This window comes from Streptomyces sp. NPDC050610, from assembly GCF_040654875.1.
Taxonomy (GTDB): Bacteria; Actinomycetota; Actinomycetes; order Streptomycetales; family Streptomycetaceae; genus Streptomyces.
In genome coordinates, this window is the sequence record NZ_JBFAIV010000018.1 from 146462 (window position 1) to 169126 (window position 22665).

Below are 22665 nucleotides of genomic sequence, written 5' to 3' on the forward strand. Positions count from 1 at the left end.
AAGCCGATGCCGTGCGGCCACTACCGCCGCGTCGGGATCACGCGCAGGTGCTGGTCGTGCTGGTCGTAGAGGACGAGCAGCTGCTGCTGTCACAGCTGGTCGAGCTGCCGCCGAGCAGCGTCTCGCTCACGTCCGCGTAGTCGTTGATCTCGAAGGTCTCGGACTCCAGCGCCAGCATCTCTTCGGCAAGGGAAGCCAGATCGGACTGCATCGCCATGATCACTCTCTCTCCTGGGAAAGGGCCTCCCGACAGCCGGGGGCCACGGCAACTGGGCACGCATCGTGCCCGCACACCGTTATCCCCGGCCTCGCTGGCATACGGAGCGGCGTACCGCTGACACCCTTCTGACACCTGGCTGTGCGGTCGGCTATGCGGCGCCCGGTCCCAGGCACGCCAGTGCCCCGGCCGCCATCGCGTGCACCGCCCCGCGCAGCGTCGGGACCGCCTCCGGCGCGAACTTCGGAGAGTGGTTGGGCGGGAGGGTGGCCAGCTTCTCGCCCGTCGGCGCCTCGGCGGAGCCTGCCGCCGCCGACCACTGTTCCGCCCCGACCCCGCCCGTCATCCAGTAGACCGTCGGCACGGCCGCGCCCTCGTACAGGCCCTCCTCCGCGCCCGCGGGCCCGTACCAGGGAAAGTCCTCCGACGCCGTCGACGACGGCCACACCACGACGTGGCCCGCGCCCAGCGCCGCCTCGTGGGCGGAGCGCACCACGGCCCCGTACCGTGCGTCGTTCACGTTGCCGGGGGCGCGGGCGGTTACCTCGGTCTCCGGGGGGCGGGGGCTGCCGGCCGTCTCGCTCTCCGCGCGCAGGGACTCGCGCACCAGCTCCACGGCCGCCGTCACCGCCGCGTCGTCGGCGGCCCGTACGGTGATGCCGAGGGTGGCCCGGTCCGGTACGACGTTGGCGCGGGTTCCGGCGTGCAGGGCGCCGACCGTCAGTACGGTGCCGGGGGGCGTACGGGCCTTCATACGGGCCACCGCCAGCGCGGCGGTCTCCGCGGCGTTGACGGCGAGGTGCGGCATCCCCGCGTGCCCGCCGCGGCCGTGCACGACGGCCTCGATCGTGGCGGACGCCGCCGTCATCGAACCCGTGCCGTGCGCGACCAGGCCCGCCGGGAACGGGGCCACGTGCTGAGCCAGCACCACGTCCGGCTTCGGGAAACGGGAGTACAGGCCGTCCGCGAGCATCTCGCGCGCCCCGCGCAGCGTCTCCTCCGCGGGCTGGCCGACGATCACGACAGTGCCGGACCACGCTTCGCGCAGCCCGGCCAGGACCAGTGCCGCGCCGGTCAGCGCCGCCGCGTGCGCGTCGTGGCCGCACGCGTGCATCACCGGTACGTCGGCCCCGTCCGGGCCCGGCGCGCGGGCCTCGCTGGCGTACGGGAGGCCGGTGTCCTCCTGTACGGGCAGGGCGTCCAGTTCGGTGCGGAGGAGGACCGTGGGGCCGGGGCCGTTGCGCAGGACGCCGACCACTCCGTGGCCGCCCACGCCCGTCGTGGTCGCGCAGCCGGCGGCGGTGAGCGCGGCCGCGAACCGCGCGGCCGTACGTTCCTCCTGGCCCGACAGTTCCGGGTGGGCGTGCAGATCCAGGTAGAGCTTCAAGGCCGGGGCGAGGGTGTCGGCCGCCGCCGCGCCGAGTTCGGCGGAGAGGGCGTCGGTGAGTGCGCCGCGCGCCGGGCCGCCTTCTTGCCCGGAGGCTTCGCGCACGGCTTCTCGCACAGCGGCCTCTCGCGCGGAGGCTTCTTGCGCGGCGGCTTCTTGCGCGGCGGCTTCTTGCGCGGCGGCTTCTTGCATAGGGGCTTCTTGCACAGGTGCTTCCTTTCCCGGGGCGGACGGGTGCGGTCGCGCGCCGAGAGGTGTCAGAAGTGTGTCAGCGGGACGCCGGGGCGTTTGCCAGCGGAGCCGGGGATAACGGTGTGCGGGCACGATGCGTGCCCAGTTGCCGTGGCCCCCGGCTGCCGGGAGGCCCTTCCCCAGGAGAGTGAGTGATCATGGCCGCGCAGTCCGAGCTGGCTTCCCTTGCCGAAGAGATGCTGACGCTGGAGTCCGAGACCTTCGAGATCCAGGACCACGTCGACGTCACCGAGACGCTGTTCGACTCGACCAGCTGCACCAGCTGCAGCACGACGTCCAGCACCACCAGCTGCACCAGCTGCTGCGCCTGACCGCTTCGGCGCTTCGGCTTCAGCAGGTCCCAGCGGGCCGCCGGGTTCTCCGGCGGCCCGCTGTCGTGCGTACGGCAGCGGGCCCCGGCACGGGAACGGTCACGGGAACGGGTGCGGCACCTTGTGCAGTTCCGCCTCCGTGAGGTCGTCCGCGCGCCAGCCCGCCCGCCGGAACGCCGTCCGCGTCCTCGGCATGTGCAGCGCTCGCTGCCGCGACCAGCCGAAGTCGATGGGCAGCAGCCCCGGCACGATCACGCACACCGTGCGCAGCCCCAGCGCCTCCTGCTCCGGCGACGTCTGATCCACGACGATCACGTCGAACCCGGCGCGTACCAGCTCGTCGCGGCAGTACCGCACGTCGTCCAGCAGCTCGGTCGAGCGAGGGCCCTCCTCCCGCCAGGAGCGGTAGACCTCCTCCTCCGGCCGCGCGGTCATGGGCCGCAGGTAGCGGGCGGCGTGCTCGGTCATCTCCGGGATGGCGAACAGCGCGGCGTGGTCCCGCAGTTGGAGCACCTTGTGGTAGTCGCGGGTCATGGCGACGGTCTCCTCGCGGCGCGTGCTGACGCGCAGCGGGAGTTCCGGGATGTAGGTCAGCGTCTCCGAGACGGCGGCGCGCACGGCCGTCGCCGGGTCCATGCTGGCTCCGGCCGCGAAGGACAGTGCGCCGTCCCCGCCGTCGCGCCGCACCGCCACCGCCGTAGCCACGGGAATGCGCAGATCGACGCGGTTGTCGAAGGCCCTTACGTCGTATCCGTGCAGGTCCGCGCGGTCCACCATGGTGCGCAGCTCGGTGTCGGCGGTGTGCGAGATGTCGATGCCGGGGAGTTCGGCGCCGCCGTACCAGCCGAGCAGGAACGCGTCCCGCTCGATGAGTTCGAGCATGCCGAAGAGGACGGCCTCCTCCAGACTGCCGCCGCTCGCGCAGCCGTTGGAACACTCGAAGACGAAGTTGTCGCCCTCGGCGCCGGAGCTGTAGTAGGCGAGCCGGGAGGGCACCAGGATGGGGCGTTCGTCGCGCAGCGAGTACCCCCACACCCATGGGATGGGGCGGGTGGGGTCGAAGGGGGTGAGCATGGGGTCGTGCTCGTACGTGCGCGGGCCGTACATCCCGACGTCGCGCGGGTCCAGCGCACGGTCCGCGACCGTCTCGTACGCCTCTACGAGCACGTCCTCGCGGTGCCGGCGGCGGGTGCCCGCGTACCGTTCCAGCCCTTCCAGGAACGCCAGGTTCCGGCTCTCGCCGTACGAGTTGGCCTGCCCGCTCCACGTCAGGTCGGTCAGCCCGGCGTGGCCGCGCATCATGACCCGGCCGGAGACGGGGGCGGTCGTCGGCGACATGACATTCATGGCGGTGCCGGTGCCGAGGACCCCGCAGACCGGGTTGGCCAGCGCGTCGGCGGGCAGCCCGTACGACTCGGGGCGGCGCAGCCGGTACGCGGCCGGGGACGGCTTCGTACGGGAGGTCAGGGCCAGGTCGCGCGGGCTGTCGTCGCGGGTGCCGTGGTCCGCGCAGCTGGGGCAGAGCGGGTCGGGGAGGAGCGGGAACGTGCGTGTCTCCAGGGTGCGGAGGTCGACCCGTGTGACCTGTGGGCCCCCACCGCGCGTCGGTGAATCCACCGTCGCCCGGTGCGCCAGCCATACCGCGTCCACGAGGTACTGCGTGAGCACCGGCCAGGCGCCGTCGGCGTGCGGGGGCGCGCCGAATTCCAGTGCCTCGCGCTCGTACTTGGGCCGCAGCCGCTGCCAGCGCATCGCGAGGCAGTGCCCGCAGCCGGGGGCCCCGGCTCCGTCCGCACCCCACGGGCCGACGAGGACAGCCTGCGGTGTCACGTGCACCGTCGCTCGGGCGCGGTCGGCGGCGAAGGGGTCCCGGCTCGGGTCCAGCGCGTCGGCCGTGCCGATCGGCACGACAGTCGGCCCATCGGATACACCGAATACATCGGACGCATCGAGTACATCGGATACGCCGGTCCCAGCGGTCCCCCGCGACCGCCGTGCCAGCATCGCGCGGAGCTCGGCCGCCACGGCGGCGGGGCCCACCAGCGGTTCCGTTCCTGCCTCGGCCACCGTCATGATTCCTTGCTCCACTTGAACGTCTTCGTCGCCAGCAGCGCGAAGACCGCCGCGAACACCAGCAGCCCCGCGCACGGCACGAGGAGGGACGAGGCGCCATGGGTGCCGGAGAGGACGTTGGTGACGCCCTCGTTCATGTAGCGCAGCGGGAGGATGCGGGAGAAGCCCTGGAGCCAGCCCGGCGAGGAGCTCATCGGGAAGAAGGAGCCGGACAGGAACGCCATGGGGATCATCACGCAGTTGGCGATGGCGGCCACCGCGTCCGGCGAGTTGGCGTACGTACCGACGATGAGCCCGATGCTGAAGAACGCGAGGATGCCCAGCAGCAGGACCGGCAGCGCCAGGACGACGCCCTGGGCCGTGACCGTCAGGCCGAAGACCGGCAGCGTCGCGATGGCGATGAACAGGGCGGCCTGGACGACGCCGATGCCGAGGACGACCACGAAGCGGGACGCCATCACGGTGAAGACGCTGGTCGGCGTCAGCCGGACGAGCCTCAGCACGTCGCTGCGCCGCCAGTGCATCAGCGTGTAGGCGACGCCGAACAGCGCGCCGTTGCCCACGCCCCAGGCCATCACGCCGGGGGCCATGAAGTCGATGACGTGCCGGCCGCCGGGCACGGACTGGCCGCCGAAGAGCAGTCCGAACACCACGATGAAGATCAGCGGGAACGCGAAGGTGAAGAAGAGGGACGTCTTGTCGCGTACGAACGCCCGGTAGTGCGCCTGGGTCAGCGCCGTGTAGCCGCTCATGCCTGGTACTCCGTCCCGGTCAGTTCGAGGTAGACGTCCTCCAGGGTCGCCGTCCGGGTCTGGACGTCCTGGAGTTCGGTGAGACCGCCGACGGCGGCGAGCACCCGGCCGACGGCGCGGGTGGTGATGACGGTCGAGAGGCCCTCCGTGGCCACCTCGTCCGCCCCGTCGAGGCCCTTGGCCTGCTCGGGGGCGAGCTGGGCGGTGGGGATCAGGACGCGGGTGGGCGCGTTGAGGCCGCGTACGAGGTTGGCCGGGGTGTCCAGGGCGATCACCTCCCCGGAGCGGACGAAGGCGACGCGGTCGCAGAGCGACTCGGCCTCCTCCATGTGGTGGGTGGTGCAGATGATGGTCCGGCCCTCGGTCCTGATCTCCCGCAGCACCTCCCACAGGTTGCGGCGCGCCTGCGGGTCGAGGGCGGCGGTCGGCTCGTCGAGGAAGATCAGCTCGGGCTCGTGGGTGAGCGCGGAGGCGATGGCGAGCCGCTGGCGCTGACCGCCGGAGAGGTCGTCGACGAGGGTCTTGGCCTTGTCGGTGAGCCCGACCATCTCCAGCGTCTCGCGGGCCCGCTTGCGGTCGCGGCCGTACAGCGCGGCGACCGTCTCCAGGTGCTCGGCGGCGGTGAGCCGGACGAAGAACGCGGACGCCTGCGTCTGCACGCCGATGCGCGGCAGCAGGGACGTGTCGCGCGGCCAGGGCGAGCGGCCGAGGACCGACACCGAGCCGGAGTCGGCGCTGCGGAGGCCCTCCATGATCTCGATCAGGGTGGTCTTGCCGGCGCCGTTCGGGCCGAGGACGCCGAAGAACTCCCCTCGCTCGACGGTGAAAGAGACGCCGTTGACCGCGTGGACATCGCCGTACGACTTGTGCAGTCCCTCGACGGCTATCGCGGGTCCGGCGGCGGGGCCGGAGTCCTCCTTCATGGAACTCCCTCCTTTTCGGTGTGGGTCAGTGGGGCTGGTCAATGGGGCTGGTCGGTGTGGCTGGCCGGTAGGGCTTGTCAGTGGGGCCGGCCAGTGGGGTTCATCAGTGGGTTCCGCCGTCGGGGCGGTTCGTCAGCAGCGCCTCAAGGCGCGCCGTGTAGTCCTCGAAGGCGCGGCGGCCGCGCTGGGTCAGCGAGACGTACGTGACCGGGGTGCGCCGCCGGTGGGTCTTCTCGACGTGCGTGTAGCCGGCGTCTTCGAGCTTGCGGAGATGGGTGGAGAGGTTGCCCGCGGTCATCTCCAGCAGTTCCTGGAGCCGGGGGAAGGTCAGCCGGTCGCCGTCGGCGAGGCCGGAGAGCGTGACCATGACGCGCAGCCGGGCCTGGGCGTGGATCACCGGGTCGAGTTCGGGCCAGCCCTCGTTCATGGCCGCGCACCACCGGCCGGCCGGCGCAGCGCGTAGTAGAGGGCGAGGGCGAGGAGTCCGCCGCCGCCCGCCAGGGACAGCACGAGGAAGTTCCCCGGCACCCCGGCGAGCACTCCGACCACGGCGCTGACCAGCAGCCAGACGCCCAGCAGGTACTGGGCGCGGTCCTGCCAGAGCATGCCGCCGGCCAGGTAGAGGACGCCCGCCACGGTCAGTGAAGAGCCGGTCCACAGCAGGGTGGTGAGGTCGGCGTCGAGCCCGCCGCGGGCCAGGGTGAGGTTGACGGTCGCGAGCGCCAGGAAGGCGAGGGCCCAGCAGGCCCCGTACATCGCGCCGGTCGTACGGGACGGGCCGCGCACCCCGCGCCCGGCCCGTACCCCCTGCACCACGGGCACCACCATCGCGGCCAGGCAGAGCGCGACCAGGACGGTGGCCGCCGCCCACATGGGCAGCGGGGCGGAGGGGCCGCCGGGGGCGGCGAGGTAGCACAGGCCGAAGCCGATGAGCCAGGCGATGCCCCAACTGCCGAAGATCGGGGCCGGGTTCACACCCCTGCGCCGGAGCAGGCGGCCCCGTTCGCTCTCGATCAGCGCCAGGGAGGCCGCCGGGGACAGCGGGCTGCCGCCGTCCATTCCTTCCGTGGAGGCCGCCGGGGACAGTGGACTGCCGCCGTCCGGTGCCTCCACGGCGGATGCCGACTCCCGAGGGGTGCTGGGGTCGTCGTCGCTCACGTGCACTCCACTTTGTGATGCAAAGTTCCTGGTGCGACAGAGTACCCCCTGACCTCATCCGTTCCCTCATGTCACACACGCCCCCCTCATCCGTCCGCGGCGACCCGGCGGGCCCGCCCCGCCAGCACCCGCGTGCCGACCGCGCGGCCCAGCGCGCCCACGAGGACCAGGGCGAGCAGCCCGCCCGCGACGTAGCGGCCGTAGGGCTCGGGGGTCCACAGGACGATCAGCCACAGCACCGCCGCCGTCAGGGCCGCCGCGAGGAGCACGGAGCCGACGGCGTAGCAGAGGTGGATGATCCGCATCCGCCTCGGGTACGGGCCCGTCTCGTCGCCGCGCCCCAACAGCCGCCTGCCGAACAGCCGCGCGTAGCGGTAGCTCTCGGTGGACAGGTCGGTGACGTTCAGGGCGTGGCTGAGCATGACGTAGCCGTCGAGGTTCGGCACCGGCAGGTAGTTCACCAGCCCGCGCAGGCTGCCGAAGAGCAGTAGCGCGGCGAGGCTGTCGCGGGTGACGTCGTCGGGCGGGAACCACATCCACAGCGGGAAGAACGGCAGCAGGAACACCAGGTTCGCCACCACCCCCGCCGCCGCCGTCGCGACGCGGTGGCGGCGCGGCCCGAAGAGCATCGTGTCCTCGGTCTTGCAGTAGAGGTAGGCCATCGGGGGCCGCCAGCGCAGGCCCACCTCCGAGGCCCCGCCACCGAAGTGATACGACGTCAGGCCGTGTGCCAGCTCGTGCAGTCCGGAGCTGAGCCAGAGCAGCCCGACCACGATCATCGCGAGGTCCGGGTGGCGCCACAGCGTGTGCGCCTGGTGGAGCAGTTCGGGTACGCGGGCGGCGAGTACCGCCTCCATCGCGATGACCACGGCGAGCAGCGGGATCAGCACGTACGGCGCGTACAGGTATCGCAGCCACCGGTACATCCGGCCCAGCAGCGCCGAGGGATCGCCGAACACGAGGTCGGCGCCCATCGGCCGGTACCCCCGCCGCTTCGCGGGCCCGGCCGGCTCCGGCTCCGGCTCGGGGGCGGGCTCGGGCGGCGGGTTGCCGACGAGCAGGCGCCGGGCGGAGAGCAGCCCGAGCAACTGCCGCCACCCCGGCTCCCCCAGCCGGCGCCCGAACCGGCTCGCGTACTGCGCGCCGATCTCGCCGAGCGTCCGCTCGCCGTCCAGCCGGGAGATGACGAAGTGCTCCTTGGCCCCGACCTCGTAACTCCGGTTCACCCGGCGGTCCTTGATCAGGTGCAGTACGCGCGGGCCGCGCGCCAGCCCCGGTCCGACCACGATCTCCGGATGCCGGGCCGGCCGCAGCTCCAGCAGCGGCGGCGCGGACTCCGAGGGGCGCGCGGTCATCAGGAGGCCGCCTCGGCGGTGTCCCGCGGCGTCCCGGACTCGTGCGCCGGCCCGGAGCCCCGCGGCGGCCCGAACTCCGGCTGCGGCGCGGTGTCCCGCAGCGACCGGGCGAGGACGTACGACAGATACGCCTCGTCGCGGATGGTGACGTGCAGCCGGTTGTTGGTCATGTGCATGTACGGCGACAGCAGGATCTGGAGGGCCTGGTCCGGGTCGGTGACCGTCTCCTGCCGCTCCCCGCCCCAGGCGCGGAACGTCAGGTCGCCGTTGACCGCCAGCCGCACCGCCTTCTCCCGCAGCTCGGCGCAGTGGTCGGCCCAGGTGCGCATGAAGCCCGGGAGCCGGTCCGTCGCCCCGGCCTCGTACGCGCCCCGGACCGTGTCGAACCGGCTGCGCACGCTCTCGGCCACGGACTCGTACGTACGGTCGTAGACGCCGCCGGAGATCAGGTCGGTGCCGGAGAACGAGCGGTACCAGAACTGGTGGTAGCGCCACAGGTAGTCGGCCATGGCCTCCCGCTCGTGCAGGAACCCCGTGGTCATCACCATCATCAGCTGCGAGGCGAAGCCGAAGAGCACCGTGCGCACATGGACGTTCGTGGTCCGCATCGCGTCCATGACGAGGTCCGCCGAGTGCTTGAAGTGCCACTCCGCCAGCTCGACGCCGGCCGGGCCGCCGTACTTGCCGTACTCCGGGGCGTACGGCTCCCAGCTGAACGTGTTGATCGGGCGCAGCCGCATCCGGCCGTCCTCGCCGAGGTACGGCTTCCGGTCCTCGTCGCTGAACTCCAGGTCGAACAGGGAGTTGTACAGCTCGCGGTAGAAGTCGGACTTCACCTCGTACAGCGCGGGCCGCTCCCGCAGGAACGCGCCCACGGCCTCCTCGGCGCGGGCCCGCACCTCGGCCTCGGCGGCCTTCGACACCGGCTTGAAGCGGACCCGGATGTGCGGGCCCTCCAGCCAGTAGTTGAGGAAGAAGTAGCCGTTGACCAGCCCTTCCTCGGTCAGCCGGTCGAGCAGCGGGCGGATCGCCTGGGTGAGGATCGGCCGGGTGGAGCCGGTGTAGAAGATGTGCAGCGCCTGCCACTCGCCGGCTTCTTCGCCGAGGCCGGGCCGCCCGCCGGGAATCTGGGTCTCTACGCTCTCGGTCACGTCAGCTCACCTGGTCCTTGACTCGGTCCGTCTCTCGGGGGGCGGGTTCCGCGGCCGGCCGCCGCGGCGCGGTGCGGGTCTCCACCACCATTTCCGCTACGTGCCGGCCGTCCGGCGACGTCACGCGGGCGTCCTCCTCGCCGGGCAGCGCCTCCCGCAGCACGACGCGGGCCCCGGCGTCCTTCAGCCGGGTCTCGAAGACCGTCAGCGAGAGGTAGCTGTCGAAGTCGACGTACTGCGGCTTGTCGTTGGCGAGCGGGCCGGGGCCCTCCTCGCCCTCCTCGGCGGCGGGGGCCCGTACGGTCGCGAAGACCTGCGCGGGGACGCCGTGTTGCTGCCGCCAGCGCTGCCAGGACAGATACCACTCGGCGTCGGAGGTCTCGGGCGTACGGGCGGGGAGGGACGCGGCCGACGCCGACCAGCTGCGGCGGCTGACCACGACGCTGCCGTAGCGGACGCGGGGCCGCGTGGTCACCTCGGCGGCCCCTTCGTGAACCTCCTCCTCCGGCACGCCGCCCCAGAAGTCGACGGCGGGCACGGAGGCGGGCGACAGCAGGAGCAGGGCGCGCGGCACGTCCGGCAGGGCCATCGCGACGAGGTAGCCGAGGTAGACGGGGACGACCTCGCGGTCCAGCCGCTCGGAGCGCAGGACGAGCCGGTCCTCGGCGGCGTCGTGCACGACGTACAGGTCGTCGAGCGGGAGCTGTTCGGCGGGCGGCGCGGAGCTGGTCTCGCCGGGGCAGACCACCTCGTAATCGGTGAGCCGGCCGTGCAGGTTCAGGTTGGTCGTGGCGTGGCCGCCGGTGACCTCGGCGAAGACCGCGCCGCGCGGGTGGGCGGCGCGCAGGTCGCGGCGGACCCGGCCGGCCAGGCCGCCGTCCTCCGATTCCGGTGAGTCCTCGAAGCAGTGCGTGAACCGCGAGAAGGGGAAGCCGATGCCGCCCCAGGAGCGGTTGAGCACGGCCAGGTCCTCGCCGTCGCGCCGCGCGGGCTGGAGGAAGTGGCTCAGCGGCTGGAACCCGGTACCGGCCGGGCCCAGCTCGCCCGCCACGGCGGCGAGGGAGGCGTCGTCGAGCACCAGCTCCTCGGCGCCCTCCTGCCGCGTCTCCCACAACTCCCGCATGCGGGCGATTAGTTCGCGCCGCGCGCGGTCGACGGCGGTGATGCCCGGCGAGTCGAGCCAGTTGTCCAGCTCGACGTAGTCGCCCGCGTCGTTGAACGGGCGGCGCTGCGCGCTGATGCGCGCGTACTGGTCGAAGATGTCCTCGTGGAAGTCGTAGACGAGCTTCAGCACGTCGTCGCAGCGGCCGCCGGGGCCGAAGCGGGCCAGGAAGAACGCCTTGAGCAGCAGCCGCTGCGGCAGCGTGACATCGAAGACCGGCAGCACGCGGCTCAGTGTCCGCAGCGACTCCCCCACCGTCTTCTCCCACCCCTGGCGCTCCCACACCAGCGGCTCGGCGGCGGCGCGCGAGTCCTCGTAGACGAGGGTCTGGGGCAGCGCCGGGGCGGTCGCGCCCAGCTCCTCCTGGATCGCGCCGAGTTCCTCGCGCAGTCCGGTCAGCAGCCGCCTGCGCTCGTCCAGTTCGGCGTTCGGGTAGCGGTCGAGGAGCCCGGCGGGGCTGTCGAGCCGGTCGGCCAGCCGCAGCGCCCAGTCCGTGCCGAGGCCGCGGACCGCGTCGCGGAAGCCGCCGAGCGGGTCGGGGCTGTGGTTGGTCACGCTCAGGCCGGGCACCTGGAGGAGGCCGAGCCGCAGCAGGACGGACAGGAAGCGGTCGTAGTCGGCCTCCGAAGCCTCGCCGTCCGCGCTCAGCTCGGTGACCAGATCCCCGTAGCGGATGGTGGGGTGCTGCCCGAACAGGGCGAACAGCCGCTCCAGGGTGCCGCCCTGCTTGAGGAAGAACAGGCTCTCCTTGACGGCGTCGAAGCTGACCGTCGCCTCGTCGTCCCCGGCGGTGACCTTGCGCCGCACGTAGCGGATGCGGTCGGCCTCCATCCGCCAGCCGGTGACCAGGGTGACGGGCAGGTCGGCGCGGTATCCGTCGTTGTCGACGACGAGGTCGGCGAGGCGGCCGATCACCGCGACGTTGAGCCGGGGGCAGTCGCTCCACTCCGCGTCGATCTCGCCGCCGAACGCTCCGGAGCCGTCGCCGTCGCGGAACTCGCCCAGGGCCAGGCCGGTGAAGGTGGAGAACGGGCTGGTCTTGCACGCGGTCCGGTAGACGTACTCCAGCAGCGAGCGCTCGATCCGGCGCTGCCGCTTGGTGAGCGCGGCGGCGCCCGCGCCCAGGTACGTACCGAGGTAGCGGTCCAGCGACGACGAGGCCAGTACGAGGCCCTGCCGCAGCCGGGGCTCCACGGCCAGCTCGCGCAGCTTGCCGCGCCCTTCGGCGAGTTCGGCCGCGAGGATCGCGGGGCCGCCGCCGACCAGGCCGGCCAGGGCCTGCCGGTCGCGCAGCCACTCGGCGAGCCGGGCGCCGGTGTCGCCGCCGACGGCGTCGGCGGCGGCGAGGGCGGCGGCCGTGTCGCGGGGCAGCTTGTTGTTGAACACCTGCCTGCGGATGTTGACGAGGGTGCGCCGGAGGCCGTCGTCCGTGTTGGCGTTGACCGCCTCGTACAGCCGGTCGCTGAGGTCGCCGGCGCTCCGTGCCAGCCGCGCCTCGGCGGCGCAGACGTCGTCCGCCCAGCGGCGGGTGTCCGGTGTGCGCAGGGCGCGCACCGACTCGACCGGGAGTCCGGCGACGCGGATCATGAACCGCTCGCCGAGCGCCCAGGACGGCGCGCTTCCGGCCGCTGCGGGCCGGGAGTCAGTAGTCATCGCATGTCCCCGTATCTCGTGCTCTGTCGTCCCGTACGGCGTCTCGTACGGGAGCTCCTGCGTCGTCCCGTCCGGCATCCCGCGCGGCTCAGGCGATCTCGTAGCGGAAGTCGGCGCCGTCGGACCGTTCGTTGCCGATCAGGGTGATCAGCAGCGGCACCTCGTCCGTGCCGGTCAGGCCCATGCGCTCGATGTACGAGATGTTGTCGAAGCCGAGCGCCGCGCCGCAGCCGACGCCCAGGGCGCCGCACGCCGAGTACGTCGCCTGCGCCATCGCCCCGACGACGGCGTTGACCAGCCGGTAGCCGCGGTCCCCGACGGCGTCGAGGACGGCGGAGGCGCGGACCGTGGGCACCAGGACGACGCCGGCCTGCTCCACGTTGTAGTTGGACAGGAAGTAGTTCTGCTGGAGGAAGGTGCCCTGTGGCCCGGCCGCCACCCGGCGCAGGACGTTGTCGTCGGGCGCGTACTCGTAGACGCCGGGCTCGACGCCCTCGACGTGGTTGACGAAGGCGTACATCTTCACCAGCGACAGCCCCTCGCCCGCCGGGCCGACGTCGCAGGGCAGCTCCGACCCGGCCACCGCAGCGTGCAGCACGGCGCTCAACTGGGCCTCGCTGAGCGGCTGTTCGGCGGTGAAGCGGCCGAAGCTGCTGCGGCGGTCCCGCAGCGCGCCGCGCACGGTGGCGTCGAGCGGCGCGGGCTCGGGCAGCGCGACGGCCTCCCCCGCGCGCGGCGGGAAGGGGCGGGCGGCGGCGAGGGCCGTACGGTCCGGCCGGTCCGTCGCGCCGAGCCGGGTGGCCGCGTGCATGGCCTCCAGGGTCTCGAAGGTCCGCAGCTCACGGGACTTCTCCTGCTCCGCGTAGCGCACGCGGGGGCCCTCGGCGGGCGCCTTCGCCGGGCGGCCGGGAGCGCCGTTCGCGGCGGCGTCCCAGCGCAGCGGGATCACCGCGAAGAAGCCCTCGTCGGCGGGATCGGCCCCGAGCAGCCGGTTCAGCCGCTCCTCGTCGAACCAGAACGCGGGCTCGACGCTCAGCCCGCGGGCGCGGGCCCACATCCGCCAGCTCTGGGTGATGGTCCCGATGTCCATCGTGGTGGCGTGGTAGCTGAAGCTGTTGTATTTGAAGGCGTTCTGCCAGAACTTGATGCCGAGCACGAGGAACTGGTCGACGTCCTCGGGCAGTTCGGGCAGGTCCAGGGCGGCGCGTACGTCCGGGGTGACGTCGCCGGTGAGCAGGCGGCGCAGCGCGTGGTGCGAGGTGTCGTAGTAGTGCACGCCGGGCGTGAGCGGGCCGCTGGGGCCGTTGACCCAGTAGACGCTGACGGGGTAGAGCCCGCCGCCGGAGGCCGTGCCGCGCGCCCAGTTGGCGCCCGCGTAGAACGGCAGGGAGGCGAGGTCGTCGTTGGCGTGGATGGCGAGCCGCCGGGACAGCAGCCCGTACGAGTCGCGGAGCATCCCGCCGAGCGCCGCCAGGTCGAAGGGGGCGGCGTCGGCCGGGGGCGGCAGCAGTCCGGCGTCGAGGGTCGCGGCCTCGGGGTCGTCGCCCTGGGGCAGCGGGAAGCTCTCGGCGTCGGGGTAGAACTTGCCCAGCCGGGGCTTGTCGGCCCAGTTCGGCACGTAGCCGATCGGGGGCATTCCGACCCGGCTGCGCTGCATCACCGCGCTGAGGTAGTCGTGGGCTGTCGTACCCATCTCACAGGTCCTTTCGGCCGCGGGCCCGGCCCGCCTGGGCGCCGGTTCACGGAGGTCTGGTGGGGCGCCGGGCCGTGGGCCGGCGCTCGGGGCTTCAGGGGAAGGGGTGCGGCGCGGGGTTGAGGTCGGCGGGGTCCAGGTCGCGGTCGGCGAGGCCGGCCCGGCGCAGCGCCGTCCGCATCCGGGGCAGGTGCGGGGCGCGCTGCCGGTCCCAGCCGAAGTCGATGGGCAGCAGGCCGGGCACGATCACGCTGACCGTGTGGAGGCCGATGGCCCGCTGCTCCGGCAGGGTCTGGTCGACGGCGATGGTGTCGAGGCCCTCGGCGGCCAGCGCGGCCACGCAGCCGCGCACGTCCTGGCTCAGGTCGTCGGAGGGGCGCAGGGCGCGGTCCGGGTCGCGGTACGCCTCGTCGAGCGGCCGGCGCGGGGCGCGGTCCGCGCCCGCCTCGCCGAGCAGGAACGCGGCGTGCCGGGCCATCTCGGGCAGCCCGTACACCAGCGGGTGGTCGTGCAGGGCGCGGACCTTGCCGAAGTCGGCGGCCATGGCCTTGAGTTCGGCGCGGTTCCATTCCGTGCGGCGGCGCAGGTGCAGCGAGTCGGTGGCGATCTCCGCCAGTCCGGCCCGCAGCGCGGCCTCCGGGTCGAGGCTCGCGCCCGCGCCGAAGCACAGGGCGCCCTCGCCGCCGTCCACGCGGGTGGCGGTGGCGACGACGACGGGGATGGGCAGGGTCATCCGGGCGTCGAAGAACCGCGCTTCGTAGCCGTACATCGCGAGCCGGTCGACCATTTCGCGGGTGGCGGCGTCCCGGCTGCTGTGCGGGTCGAGTTCGGGCAGCGCGGGCCGGCCGTACCAGGTCAGGAGGAACGCGTCGCGCTCCACGACCTCCATCAGTCCGTAGTAGACGGCCTCGGACAGCGAGCCGCCGGAGGCGCAGCCGTTGGAGCACTCCTGGACGAACCGCTGCTCCAGCGGGGCCGAGTGGTAGTACGTCAGGATCTCCGGTACGAGCACGGGCCGTTCGTCGCGGAGCGAGTGGCCCCACACCCAGGGGATGCGGGCGTCCTCGCTGAACGGCCGTACGCGCGACTGGGCGGCGTAGAACGCGTCCGGGTACACGCCGCACTCGCGCGGGTCCAGGACCCGGTCGGGCCCCTCGCGCAGTTCGGCGAGGGAGGCGACGACGCTGGTGGCCTTGGCGCGGGAGCGCATGCCCGCGTACCGCTCCAGCCCCTCCAGGACGCCGATGCGGACGCTGTCGCCGTAGCGGTAGGAGTGCCCGCCCCAGAACGTCTCGTGCAGGTAATGGCCGGTCCGCAGGCCGAAGTTGCCGACCGTGGAGGCCGTCGTCGGCGCGTCGAGCTCCCGCGCGACGCCCGCGCCGAGCGTGCCGCAGACGGGGTTGGCGAACGCCGTCAGCGGGATGTCCAGGTCGTCGAGGTCGCGTACCCGGAACGAGCCGGGGGCGGTCTTCGGCGACGGGTCGAGGGCGAGCGGCGCGGGCGCGTCCGCCGGGCGGCGGTCGCAGGCCGGGCACTGCGGGTCGGGCACCAGGGGGAAGGACCGGACCCGCAGGTTCTCCAGGTTCAGCCGGTGGACCAGCGGATAGCTGCCCTCGCCGGGCGTGGACCCGGCGGCCTGGGAGGCGATGAGCGCGGCCAGCGCGTCGAGCGCGAACGGCGTGAGGTGCGGCGGGTCCCCGGCGGCCCGGGTGGGGCCGCCGAGTTCGAGCGCGTCGCGCAGCGGCTTGTGGCGCACGGCCTGCCAGCGCCGGGCCAGGCAGTGGCCGCACGGCCGGCTCTCCGCGCCGGGCGGCGGTACGGGTCCGAGGACGGCGGTGTGCCCGTACACGTAGACGGGGACGACGGGCCGGTCCGCCGGGCCCGCTCCGAGGGCGGCGGGCGGCGCGGCGGACAGCTCGTCCCGGACGCCGAGCGGCAGCACGACGATCCTCAGCTCGCGGTCCGTACGGCCCGACAGCCTTCCGTGCAGGGCTTGTTCGGCGGCCGCGGCCCAGGGCTCGGTCGTCTCCGGGGGCTCCACGGGCTCGGTGGCAGCCGTTCGGGCGCCTTCCATGAGGCCGGTCATGCGGACTTCCGGCCGGTCAGCAGGGCGCGTACGGAGTGCATGCCGCCGAGCAGCAGGTCGTCGGAGGCGGTCTGGACGACCAGCACGTCGCGGCCTGCCGACCGCAGCCGCTCCAGGACCGCCTCGGTGGTGGTGGCGGCGCTCAGGTCCGGCGCGGCCGTGCCGGAGACGGTCACGGCCGCCGGTTCGAACGCGGCGAGCAGCGCGTCCCCGGTGTCCGGCGCCTCGCCCTCGGGGTGCTCCCGCGTCAGCTGGACGCGGCCCGCGAGGTCGCGCAGCGCGGTCATCGCCGCGCCCTGCCAGGTGACGTCCGCGCCGATCGCCCAGCGGCCCCCGGCGGCCCGCGCGAGCAGCACGTACGCGCCGGACTCCGAGGATTCTCCGAGGTCGAGGAGGTCGATCCCGGTCTCCAGGTTGGCGGCGGACCGCAGCAGGAACCGGAGTTCGGCGTCGTCCTCCAGCGCGGTCGGCGGCACCTCGGCGACGTCGCGCGTGCCGCGCGCTGCCGCTTCGAGCGCGTCGTAGGCGAGCGCGGACATCAGCGCGTGGTGCAGCGCCTCGGGCAGCGAGCCGCCCGCTCCGGCGCCCGCGCTGGTCGGCACGTACGCGCGGGCGGCGTTGTGCGCGCCGAACGTACGGACCGCCGCCGCCGGGACGAGGGCCCGCTCACCGCAGGAGAGCGACGTCGCCGTCACCCACTCCTCGACGGAGTCGGCCGTCACGGGCAGGCCGCTGACGGTGGAGAGGGAGGCGGGGTCGACGGTGGGCAGCACGGCGCGGGCGTCGGCGAGCGCCGTGCCGCGCAGCACGCCGGGCAGCGGCACCGCGTGTTCCACGTAGACGTCGACGGCGGTGCGCAGGGCGCGCAGCCGGGCGCCCGCGGCGTGGTGCACGTCGAACGCCGCGACCGTGCGCCGCCGCCCGCCGCCGGTGCCGAGCACGAGCCGGCCGGCCTTCAGCGGTGTCTGCGTCAGGTCGTCGTCGGCGAACCGGGTGAAGACCCCGGCGGCCGCGCCGACCAGCTCGCTCTCGGCGTTCAGCTGCTCCAGCACCGCCTCGGCGTCGTCGGCGGTCGGTGCGGTGGCGACGTGCGGCGCGGCGGGCAGCGTCCCGGCTATGGCGGGCGCGGCGGGGCGGCCGTCGGCGGCGCGGCAGAACGAGCAGTCGGGGTGCGGCAGTACGCGCTCGGTGAGCGTGTCCATGGAGTCGAGCTCCTGGACGATGATCCGGCCCTCGGTCTCGGCGGGCGGGGCCTGGGCGGTCATCCGGAACACCTCGTAGCCGAGGAGGTTGCCGAGCTGGGCCGCCGGGTTCTGGCCGAGGGCGGCGTCGGCGGCGCGGGGGCCGGGGAGGGTGACCCGGTTCCAGACGTCGGCGGCGGCGGTCGTGCCCTCCTCGTTGGCCGCGAGCCGGAGCATGGCGCACGCCCAGCAGCCGGGCCGCCCGGCGGACATCGAGGGCCCGGCGACGGCGCGGTCGCCGAGGACCGTCAGCGGCAGCACGCCGCGGCCGACCGGGATGCCCTCGGTGAGCAGCCGGTGGATCTGGCGCGGGGCGTCGGGGCCGGTGCAGACGACGACGTCGTACGCGCCGAGGTCGGCCCAGCCGAGCGGCTCGCCGCCGCCCTCGGGCAGCCGGCCCAGCTCCACCGCCGCGCCGCGCCCGGTGAGCCGCTCGGCCTCGGCCCGTACGGCGTCGAGGCCGTGCGCGGCGCTGTCGGTGCCGGACACCACGTCGACCTTGGCGCCGCCGTTGCGCACGATGCTCAGGGCGCACCAGCGGGCGACGGGGCCGTCGCCGAGGACCGCGACGCGGCTGGTGCGGAAGCGGGCGAAGCGCTCGGCCGCGCCGTCCTCGAAGTGGTCGATGTAGTTGATCTGCGCCGCGAACTCCTCGGTCACCTCGGCCGGGAGCGCCTGCCCGCTCTCCTCGGCGGGCGCGGGGCGGGCGAAGCCGCGCTCGTACAGCGTCCCGACGAGGTCGGTCACCATGGTGCGCCGGTCGGCGGGGAGCCCGGCGCACAGGTCGCTGACCCGGTGCCTGCCGTTGAGGTGGGGGACGATCAGCGAGGCGAACCGGTAGGCGGACTTCGCGGCGAGGTGGAAGCCGCCGTGCGCGTTGTGGAAGAGCACGCCCTCGCTCGTCTCGGTGAACAGGACGTCCCGGCCGATCCGGGGCCGGGTGCCGGCGAGCTTCTCGTACTCGGTGGGCTCGGTGGGCTCGGTGGGGTCGGCGGACCCGGTCGCCGTGGCGGTCGCGGTGATCTCGGAGGTCTCAGCAGTCATTCTCAGAACCCTTGTCAGGTGGGGGTGCCCGGCCGCAGACGGACCGCGCGTGGTCGGACGGCCGCGGGTGAGCGGGCAGCCGTGTGCTCGGCGTCGGTCCGGCGGGGCCGGAGCGGCGGCGTCGAGGAAGTCAGGTTGTTTTCGGCGGCGAAGAAGGAAGAAGGAGGAAGAAGGCGGCGGGGCCTCGCGGGGCTCAGTTGGAGAGCGCGACGCCCGCGTCACGGCGCACGAAGGCCCGTAGCAGCGCGGGCATCCGGTACTGACCCGGCGCGTCGCCCTCCAGCAGGCTCGCGTCGATCAGTTGGTCCAGCACCGCCGAGGCGTCGACCCGCGACAGCCGCAGCGCGGCGGCGCACTCGTCCAGCGACAGGCGCTGCTGCGGGCTGTTCCCGAGGGTCTGGCAGGCCCTGATCGCCGGGAGGCTGAGCCGGCCGAGAAAGGTGCCGAAGGTCTGGGCGAGCGACATGGCGGGAGTGCCGACGACGGAGAGCCGTCCCACCGGGTCGTCGCGCAGCCACTCCACGTCGTCGGCGATCTGGTGGCGCGGGCGGAGCAGCAGCCGGGTGGCGGCGATGCGCAGGGACAGGGGGAAGTGGCCGCACAGATCGGCCAGTTCGTCCGTCGGTCCGGGTTCGGCGGCGACCCGGCGGTGGCCGAGCACCGAGGAGAGCAGGGCGCGCGACTCGTCGGCGGCCAGCGCGCCGAGCCGGTAGACGCCGGCGCCGCGGCTCGCGGCGAGCCCGGCCAGGCTCATCCGGCTGGTGATGACGGCGGCGCTGCCCTTGGCGGTGGGCAGGGCCGCCTGTATCTGCTCCATGCTGTAGACGTCGTCGAACACGACGAGGGTGCGCCGCTCGCCGTCGCCGCGGTCCGCCCCGGCGGGCGGTCGCGCCCCGCCCGCCGCGCCCGCCGCGTCCCCGTCGCCGTCCTCGGGGCCGACGCGTACGAAGTACTGGCCGTCGGGGAAGGCTTCGCGCACCTGCTGGGCGATGTGCACCGCGAAGGCGGTCTTGCCGATGCCGGGCGGGCCGGAGACGACCGCGAGGGCCGGGCCGCCGCGGTCGGCGGTGAGCTGCTCCACCAGCTCGGCGCTCTCGCGCTCGCGGCCGGTGAAGTCGGGCAGGTCGGCGGGGAGCGCGAGGCCGGGGTCGTACGGCGGGACGAGGTCCGCGCCGCGGGCCGCTTCGGGTGCGGCGGGGGCTTCGGGCGCGTCGGAACCCATGGACTCGCCGCGCAGGATGGTCATCTCCAGCCTGCGGAGCGACGGTCCGGGGTCCACGCCGAGTTCCGTGCTCAGGTATTCCTTGACGGTGCGGTACTCGGCGAGGGCGTCGGACTGCCGCCCGGTGCGGTAGAGGGCCTCGATCAGCCGCTCCCAGAACCGCTCGTGACCGGGGTGGGCGCGGGCCACCGAACGGAGTTCGGGGAGCGCCTGGCGACATCTGCCCAGGGAGAGCTCGACATCGAAGCGGCGCTCAGCCGCGCGCAGCCACTCCTCGCGGAGCGCGGGCACCTCGTCCCGGTGCAGCACTTCGGACTGCACGTTCGAGATCGGCGGGCCCTCCCACAGGGCGAGGGCCTCGGCCAGCAGCCGGGACTCGTCCTCGGGGGCCTCGGCGCGCTCGGAGGAGCGCAGGAGTTCGCGGAACCGCGCGAGGTCGAGGGTGTCGCCGTCGACCGGCAGCCGGTATCCGCCGGGCATGGTCTCGATGGCGTCGTTGGAGATGCCGAACTTCGCGAAGAGGCGGCGCAGCCGCATGACGTACGTATGCAGGGTGGCCTTGGCGGTGGCGGGCGGATTCTCGCCCCAGACGGCGCGTTGCAGGAACTCCGTCGAGACCACGGCGCCGGGCCTCAGCAGCATTGCGGCGAGCAGGGTGGTCGGTTTAGAGGGTGGGAGGGCGACGGTGCTTTCCCCGTCGGAAATACTCATCAGGCCCAGCACAGAGAATCGAACCGCAGCGCACAAACCAGCCCCCATTACTTTACGCTTCAATCAATGGGGCGTCGACCACGGCTGCGCACGGCAGGTCTGAACCATCCCTGCCCCGCGCGCCGACTGGACCGCATAGGCCACGCCTAATCAGCCAGTACGACCAGATCGCCCCCGAATCGCCACTGCACCGTACATACACCCATGCCTGAGGTCAATCGTCGTTTCCACAGGTCAAGCCACCCAAGTCGATACATCCCAGGCGCTCTTGAGCTACCGGGCGACGGAATGGAAAAGGCAAAGAAAATGCAAAACTCCTCCCGGCCCGATGCGCGCCGGGAGCATTAACGAATGGTGCCGCCACGTCGCTTTGGACCCGCTACGTCCGATTCACCGACAGGGCGCCCTCATTCCTTGAAAAGCCCTATGCCGATGCGCTGACAAACCTCGGACACTTCGCTGACACTTCGCTGACACGGCGAGTGCGCCGGCACACCTCTTGACTCCCCGCATTGAATAGGCGGACCCTTTGCCGGGGCCTCGCCGTTAAGGCGGTACGAAGCCGAAATGACGGGGGAGAAAACAGAGATGGGATTTTGCGAGGGGCTCGGGCGCTCCGGCGGACCGCCCGGGGCCGGGCAGTTGGCGGGTGGGCCCCGGAGGGCGGATCGCCGGAAGACGGGCCGCCGGAAAGCCGACCGCGCGGTGGGCGAGTCAGCGGACCCGTTGAGCAAGCGGTCTGTTGAACAATCGGCCCGGACCGAAAAGGCGTGGAGCCGCCCGCTCCCGGCCTGCTAGCCTCCTCCGCCATGACCAGCCCCGAGTCCGACAGAGCCTGACCGCCGGTGTTCCGGTGGTCGCCGCCGCGCCGCTGATGCTGAGCCCCCGCCCGTAACAGGCACGGGACAGCAGGGCCTTCGGGCCTGCCATCAGCGCGCGGCCCTTCCCCGGATCACCGCAGCGCGGGCCGCCGCGCCGCAGCGGACCGACGCCTTCCGCGTCGCGCTCCCGCCGCCGGCCTCCCGCGTACGCACTGTCCTGCGGTCGATCTCGCCTACGCGCTCGGGAAGTTCCCTCATGCCATTCGTCGTCTACGTGCTCGGGCTGGCCATCTTCGCCCAGAGCACGTCGGAGTTCATGCTGTCCGGCCTGGTGCCGGATATCGCCGCCGATCTCCATGTGTCCATCTCCCAGGCCGGGTTGCTGACCTCGGCCTTCGCCATCGGCATGATCGTCGGTGCGCCGCTGCTGGCCGTGCTCGCCCTGCGCCGCCCCCGGCGGGGCACGCTGATCGCGTGCCTCGTCGTCTTCGCCGCGGCCCATGTCGTCGGCGCCCTCACGCCGAGCTACGGGGTGCTCCTGCTGACGCGCGTCGTCAGCGCCCTCGCCAACGCGGGCTTCTGGGCGGTGGCCACCGGCACCGCCATCAGCCTGGCCGCCGCCGACGCCAAGGGGCGCGCGATGTCCATCGTGCTCGGCGGGGTCACGCTCGCCTGCGTCGCGGGCGTGCCGGGCGGCGCGCTGCTCGGCCAGCAGTGGGGGTGGCGGTCCGCGTTCTGGGCGGTGGCCGCGATGTCGGCGCTCGCCGTCGCCGCCGTCGTGCTCACGGTCCCGGCCGCCCCCGCCGAGCCGGTCCGTACGGGCCTCCGCACCGAACTGCGGTCCCTGGTCAGGGGGGAACTGCTCGTCGCGTACGGCATGAACGCCCTGGTCCAGGGCGCCACCTTCTGCACCTTCACCTATCTCGCACCGCTGCTCACGGGCGTCACCGGGTTCGGCGCGGGCCGGGTCCCGATGATGCTGGTGCTCTTCGGCGCGGGCGCGGTCGTCGGCATCGTGGTCGGCGGCCGGATCGCGGACGCGCGGCCGTTCACGGTCCTGGCGTACGGCATGACGGCGCTCGCCGTCGGCTGGGCGACGCTCGCTCTGACGGCCCAGAGCGCGGCGGCGGCCGTCGCGCTGGTCTTCCTCCAGGGCCTCCTCGCCTTCGGCATCGCGCCCGTGCTGACCTCCCGCACCTTCTACCTGGCCGACCACGCGCCCACCCTCGCGGGCGGCTTCACGACCGCGGCCTTCAACATCGGCAACACGGCCGGTCCGTGGTTCGGCGGCCTCGCCATCGACGCGGGCCTCGGCTACCGGTCCCCGGTCTGGGTCAGCGCCCTGATGATGGCCGCCGCGCTGGGGACGCTCGCTGTGGCGGTCACGCTCCGGAGGAACCGACGAGTCCTCGCACACGCCTCCACGCATCTCGCATAAGCCGATAATCCTCAT

Annotated in this window: 16 protein-coding genes; 2 read left to right on the forward strand and 14 right to left on the reverse strand. The window is 73.3% G+C overall.

Annotated elements, in window-relative coordinates:
- Positions 1-37 precede the first annotated feature (37 nt).
- Both AB0I22_RS22965 and AB0I22_RS22970 read right to left on the reverse strand, forming a co-directional pair.
- The gene (locus AB0I22_RS22965; protein WP_363132721.1) at positions 38-217 is read right to left on the reverse strand and encodes a thiazolylpeptide-type bacteriocin; all 180 of its coding nucleotides are present in this window, start codon (positions 215-217) and stop codon (positions 38-40) included.
- Between the two features lie 151 nt (positions 218-368).
- Positions 369-1796: an amidohydrolase gene (locus AB0I22_RS22970; RefSeq protein WP_363132722.1), complete on the reverse strand. Its 1428-nt coding sequence runs from the start codon at positions 1794-1796 to the stop codon at positions 369-371.
- A gap of 197 nt (positions 1797-1993) precedes the next feature.
- Between AB0I22_RS22970 and AB0I22_RS22975 the strand changes: the two genes are divergently transcribed.
- A complete protein-coding gene (locus AB0I22_RS22975) occupies positions 1994-2167 on the forward strand; it encodes a thiazolylpeptide-type bacteriocin (RefSeq protein WP_030879025.1) in 174 nt (57 codons plus the stop codon).
- Positions 2168-2266: 99 nt separating this feature from the next.
- Here AB0I22_RS22975 and AB0I22_RS22980 read toward each other — a convergent pair whose 3' ends face one another.
- The 12 genes from AB0I22_RS22980 to AB0I22_RS23035 form a co-directional block, all read right to left on the reverse strand.
- On the reverse strand, positions 2267-4075 hold the full coding sequence (locus tag AB0I22_RS22980; protein WP_363132723.1) for a TOMM precursor leader peptide-binding protein: 1809 nt from the start codon (positions 4073-4075) through the stop codon (positions 2267-2269).
- Positions 4076-4236: 161 nt separating this feature from the next.
- Positions 4237-4992 carry an ABC transporter permease gene (locus AB0I22_RS22985; protein ID WP_363132724.1) on the reverse strand — a complete coding sequence of 252 codons (756 nt, stop codon included), beginning with the start codon at positions 4990-4992 and terminating at the stop codon, positions 4237-4239.
- Complete coding sequence (locus tag AB0I22_RS22990; RefSeq protein ID WP_363132725.1) at positions 4989-5915, reverse strand: ABC transporter ATP-binding protein; 927 nt, start codon at positions 5913-5915, stop codon at positions 4989-4991. Before AB0I22_RS22990 ends, AB0I22_RS22985 begins: the two co-directional genes overlap by 4 nt.
- 103 nt (positions 5916-6018) lie before the next feature.
- A complete protein-coding gene (locus AB0I22_RS22995; RefSeq protein ID WP_363132726.1) occupies positions 6019-6342 on the reverse strand; it encodes a transcriptional regulator in 324 nt (107 codons plus the stop codon).
- Positions 6339-7073 (reverse strand): hypothetical protein, encoded by a 735-nt coding sequence (locus AB0I22_RS23000; protein WP_363132727.1) that lies wholly within the window; start codon positions 7071-7073, stop codon positions 6339-6341. The genes AB0I22_RS22995 and AB0I22_RS23000 overlap by 4 nt, the downstream gene beginning before the upstream one ends.
- 86 nt (positions 7074-7159) lie before the next feature.
- Positions 7160-8428: a peptidase M50 gene (locus AB0I22_RS23005; RefSeq protein WP_363132728.1), complete on the reverse strand. Its 1269-nt coding sequence runs from the start codon at positions 8426-8428 to the stop codon at positions 7160-7162.
- Positions 8428-9579 (reverse strand): lantibiotic dehydratase C-terminal domain-containing protein, encoded by a 1152-nt coding sequence (locus AB0I22_RS23010; RefSeq protein WP_363132729.1) that lies wholly within the window; start codon positions 9577-9579, stop codon positions 8428-8430. The genes AB0I22_RS23005 and AB0I22_RS23010 overlap by 1 nt, the downstream gene beginning before the upstream one ends.
- 1 nt (position 9580) lies before the next feature.
- Positions 9581-12394 carry a lantibiotic dehydratase gene (locus AB0I22_RS23015; RefSeq protein WP_363132730.1) on the reverse strand — a complete coding sequence of 938 codons (2814 nt, stop codon included), beginning with the start codon at positions 12392-12394 and terminating at the stop codon, positions 9581-9583.
- Between the two features lie 88 nt (positions 12395-12482).
- Entirely contained in the window at positions 12483-14087 is a 1605-nt protein-coding gene (locus AB0I22_RS23020) for a SagB family peptide dehydrogenase (protein WP_363132731.1), read from the reverse strand.
- A gap of 94 nt (positions 14088-14181) precedes the next feature.
- Positions 14182-16173 (reverse strand): TOMM precursor leader peptide-binding protein, encoded by a 1992-nt coding sequence (locus AB0I22_RS23025; RefSeq protein ID WP_363132732.1) that lies wholly within the window; start codon positions 16171-16173, stop codon positions 14182-14184.
- A complete protein-coding gene (locus AB0I22_RS23030) occupies positions 16170-18458 on the reverse strand; it encodes a TOMM precursor leader peptide-binding protein (RefSeq protein ID WP_363132733.1) in 2289 nt (762 codons plus the stop codon). The genes AB0I22_RS23025 and AB0I22_RS23030 overlap by 4 nt, the downstream gene beginning before the upstream one ends.
- A gap of 193 nt (positions 18459-18651) precedes the next feature.
- Positions 18652-20391, reverse strand: a complete 1740-nt coding sequence (locus AB0I22_RS23035; RefSeq protein WP_363132734.1) for a BTAD domain-containing putative transcriptional regulator — start codon at positions 20389-20391, stop codon at positions 18652-18654.
- A gap of 1077 nt (positions 20392-21468) precedes the next feature.
- Between AB0I22_RS23035 and AB0I22_RS23040 the strand changes: the two genes are divergently transcribed.
- Positions 21469-22650: a Cmx/CmrA family chloramphenicol efflux MFS transporter gene (locus AB0I22_RS23040; RefSeq protein WP_363132735.1), complete on the forward strand. Its 1182-nt coding sequence runs from the start codon at positions 21469-21471 to the stop codon at positions 22648-22650.
- The last annotated feature ends 15 nt before the right edge of the window (positions 22651-22665 follow it).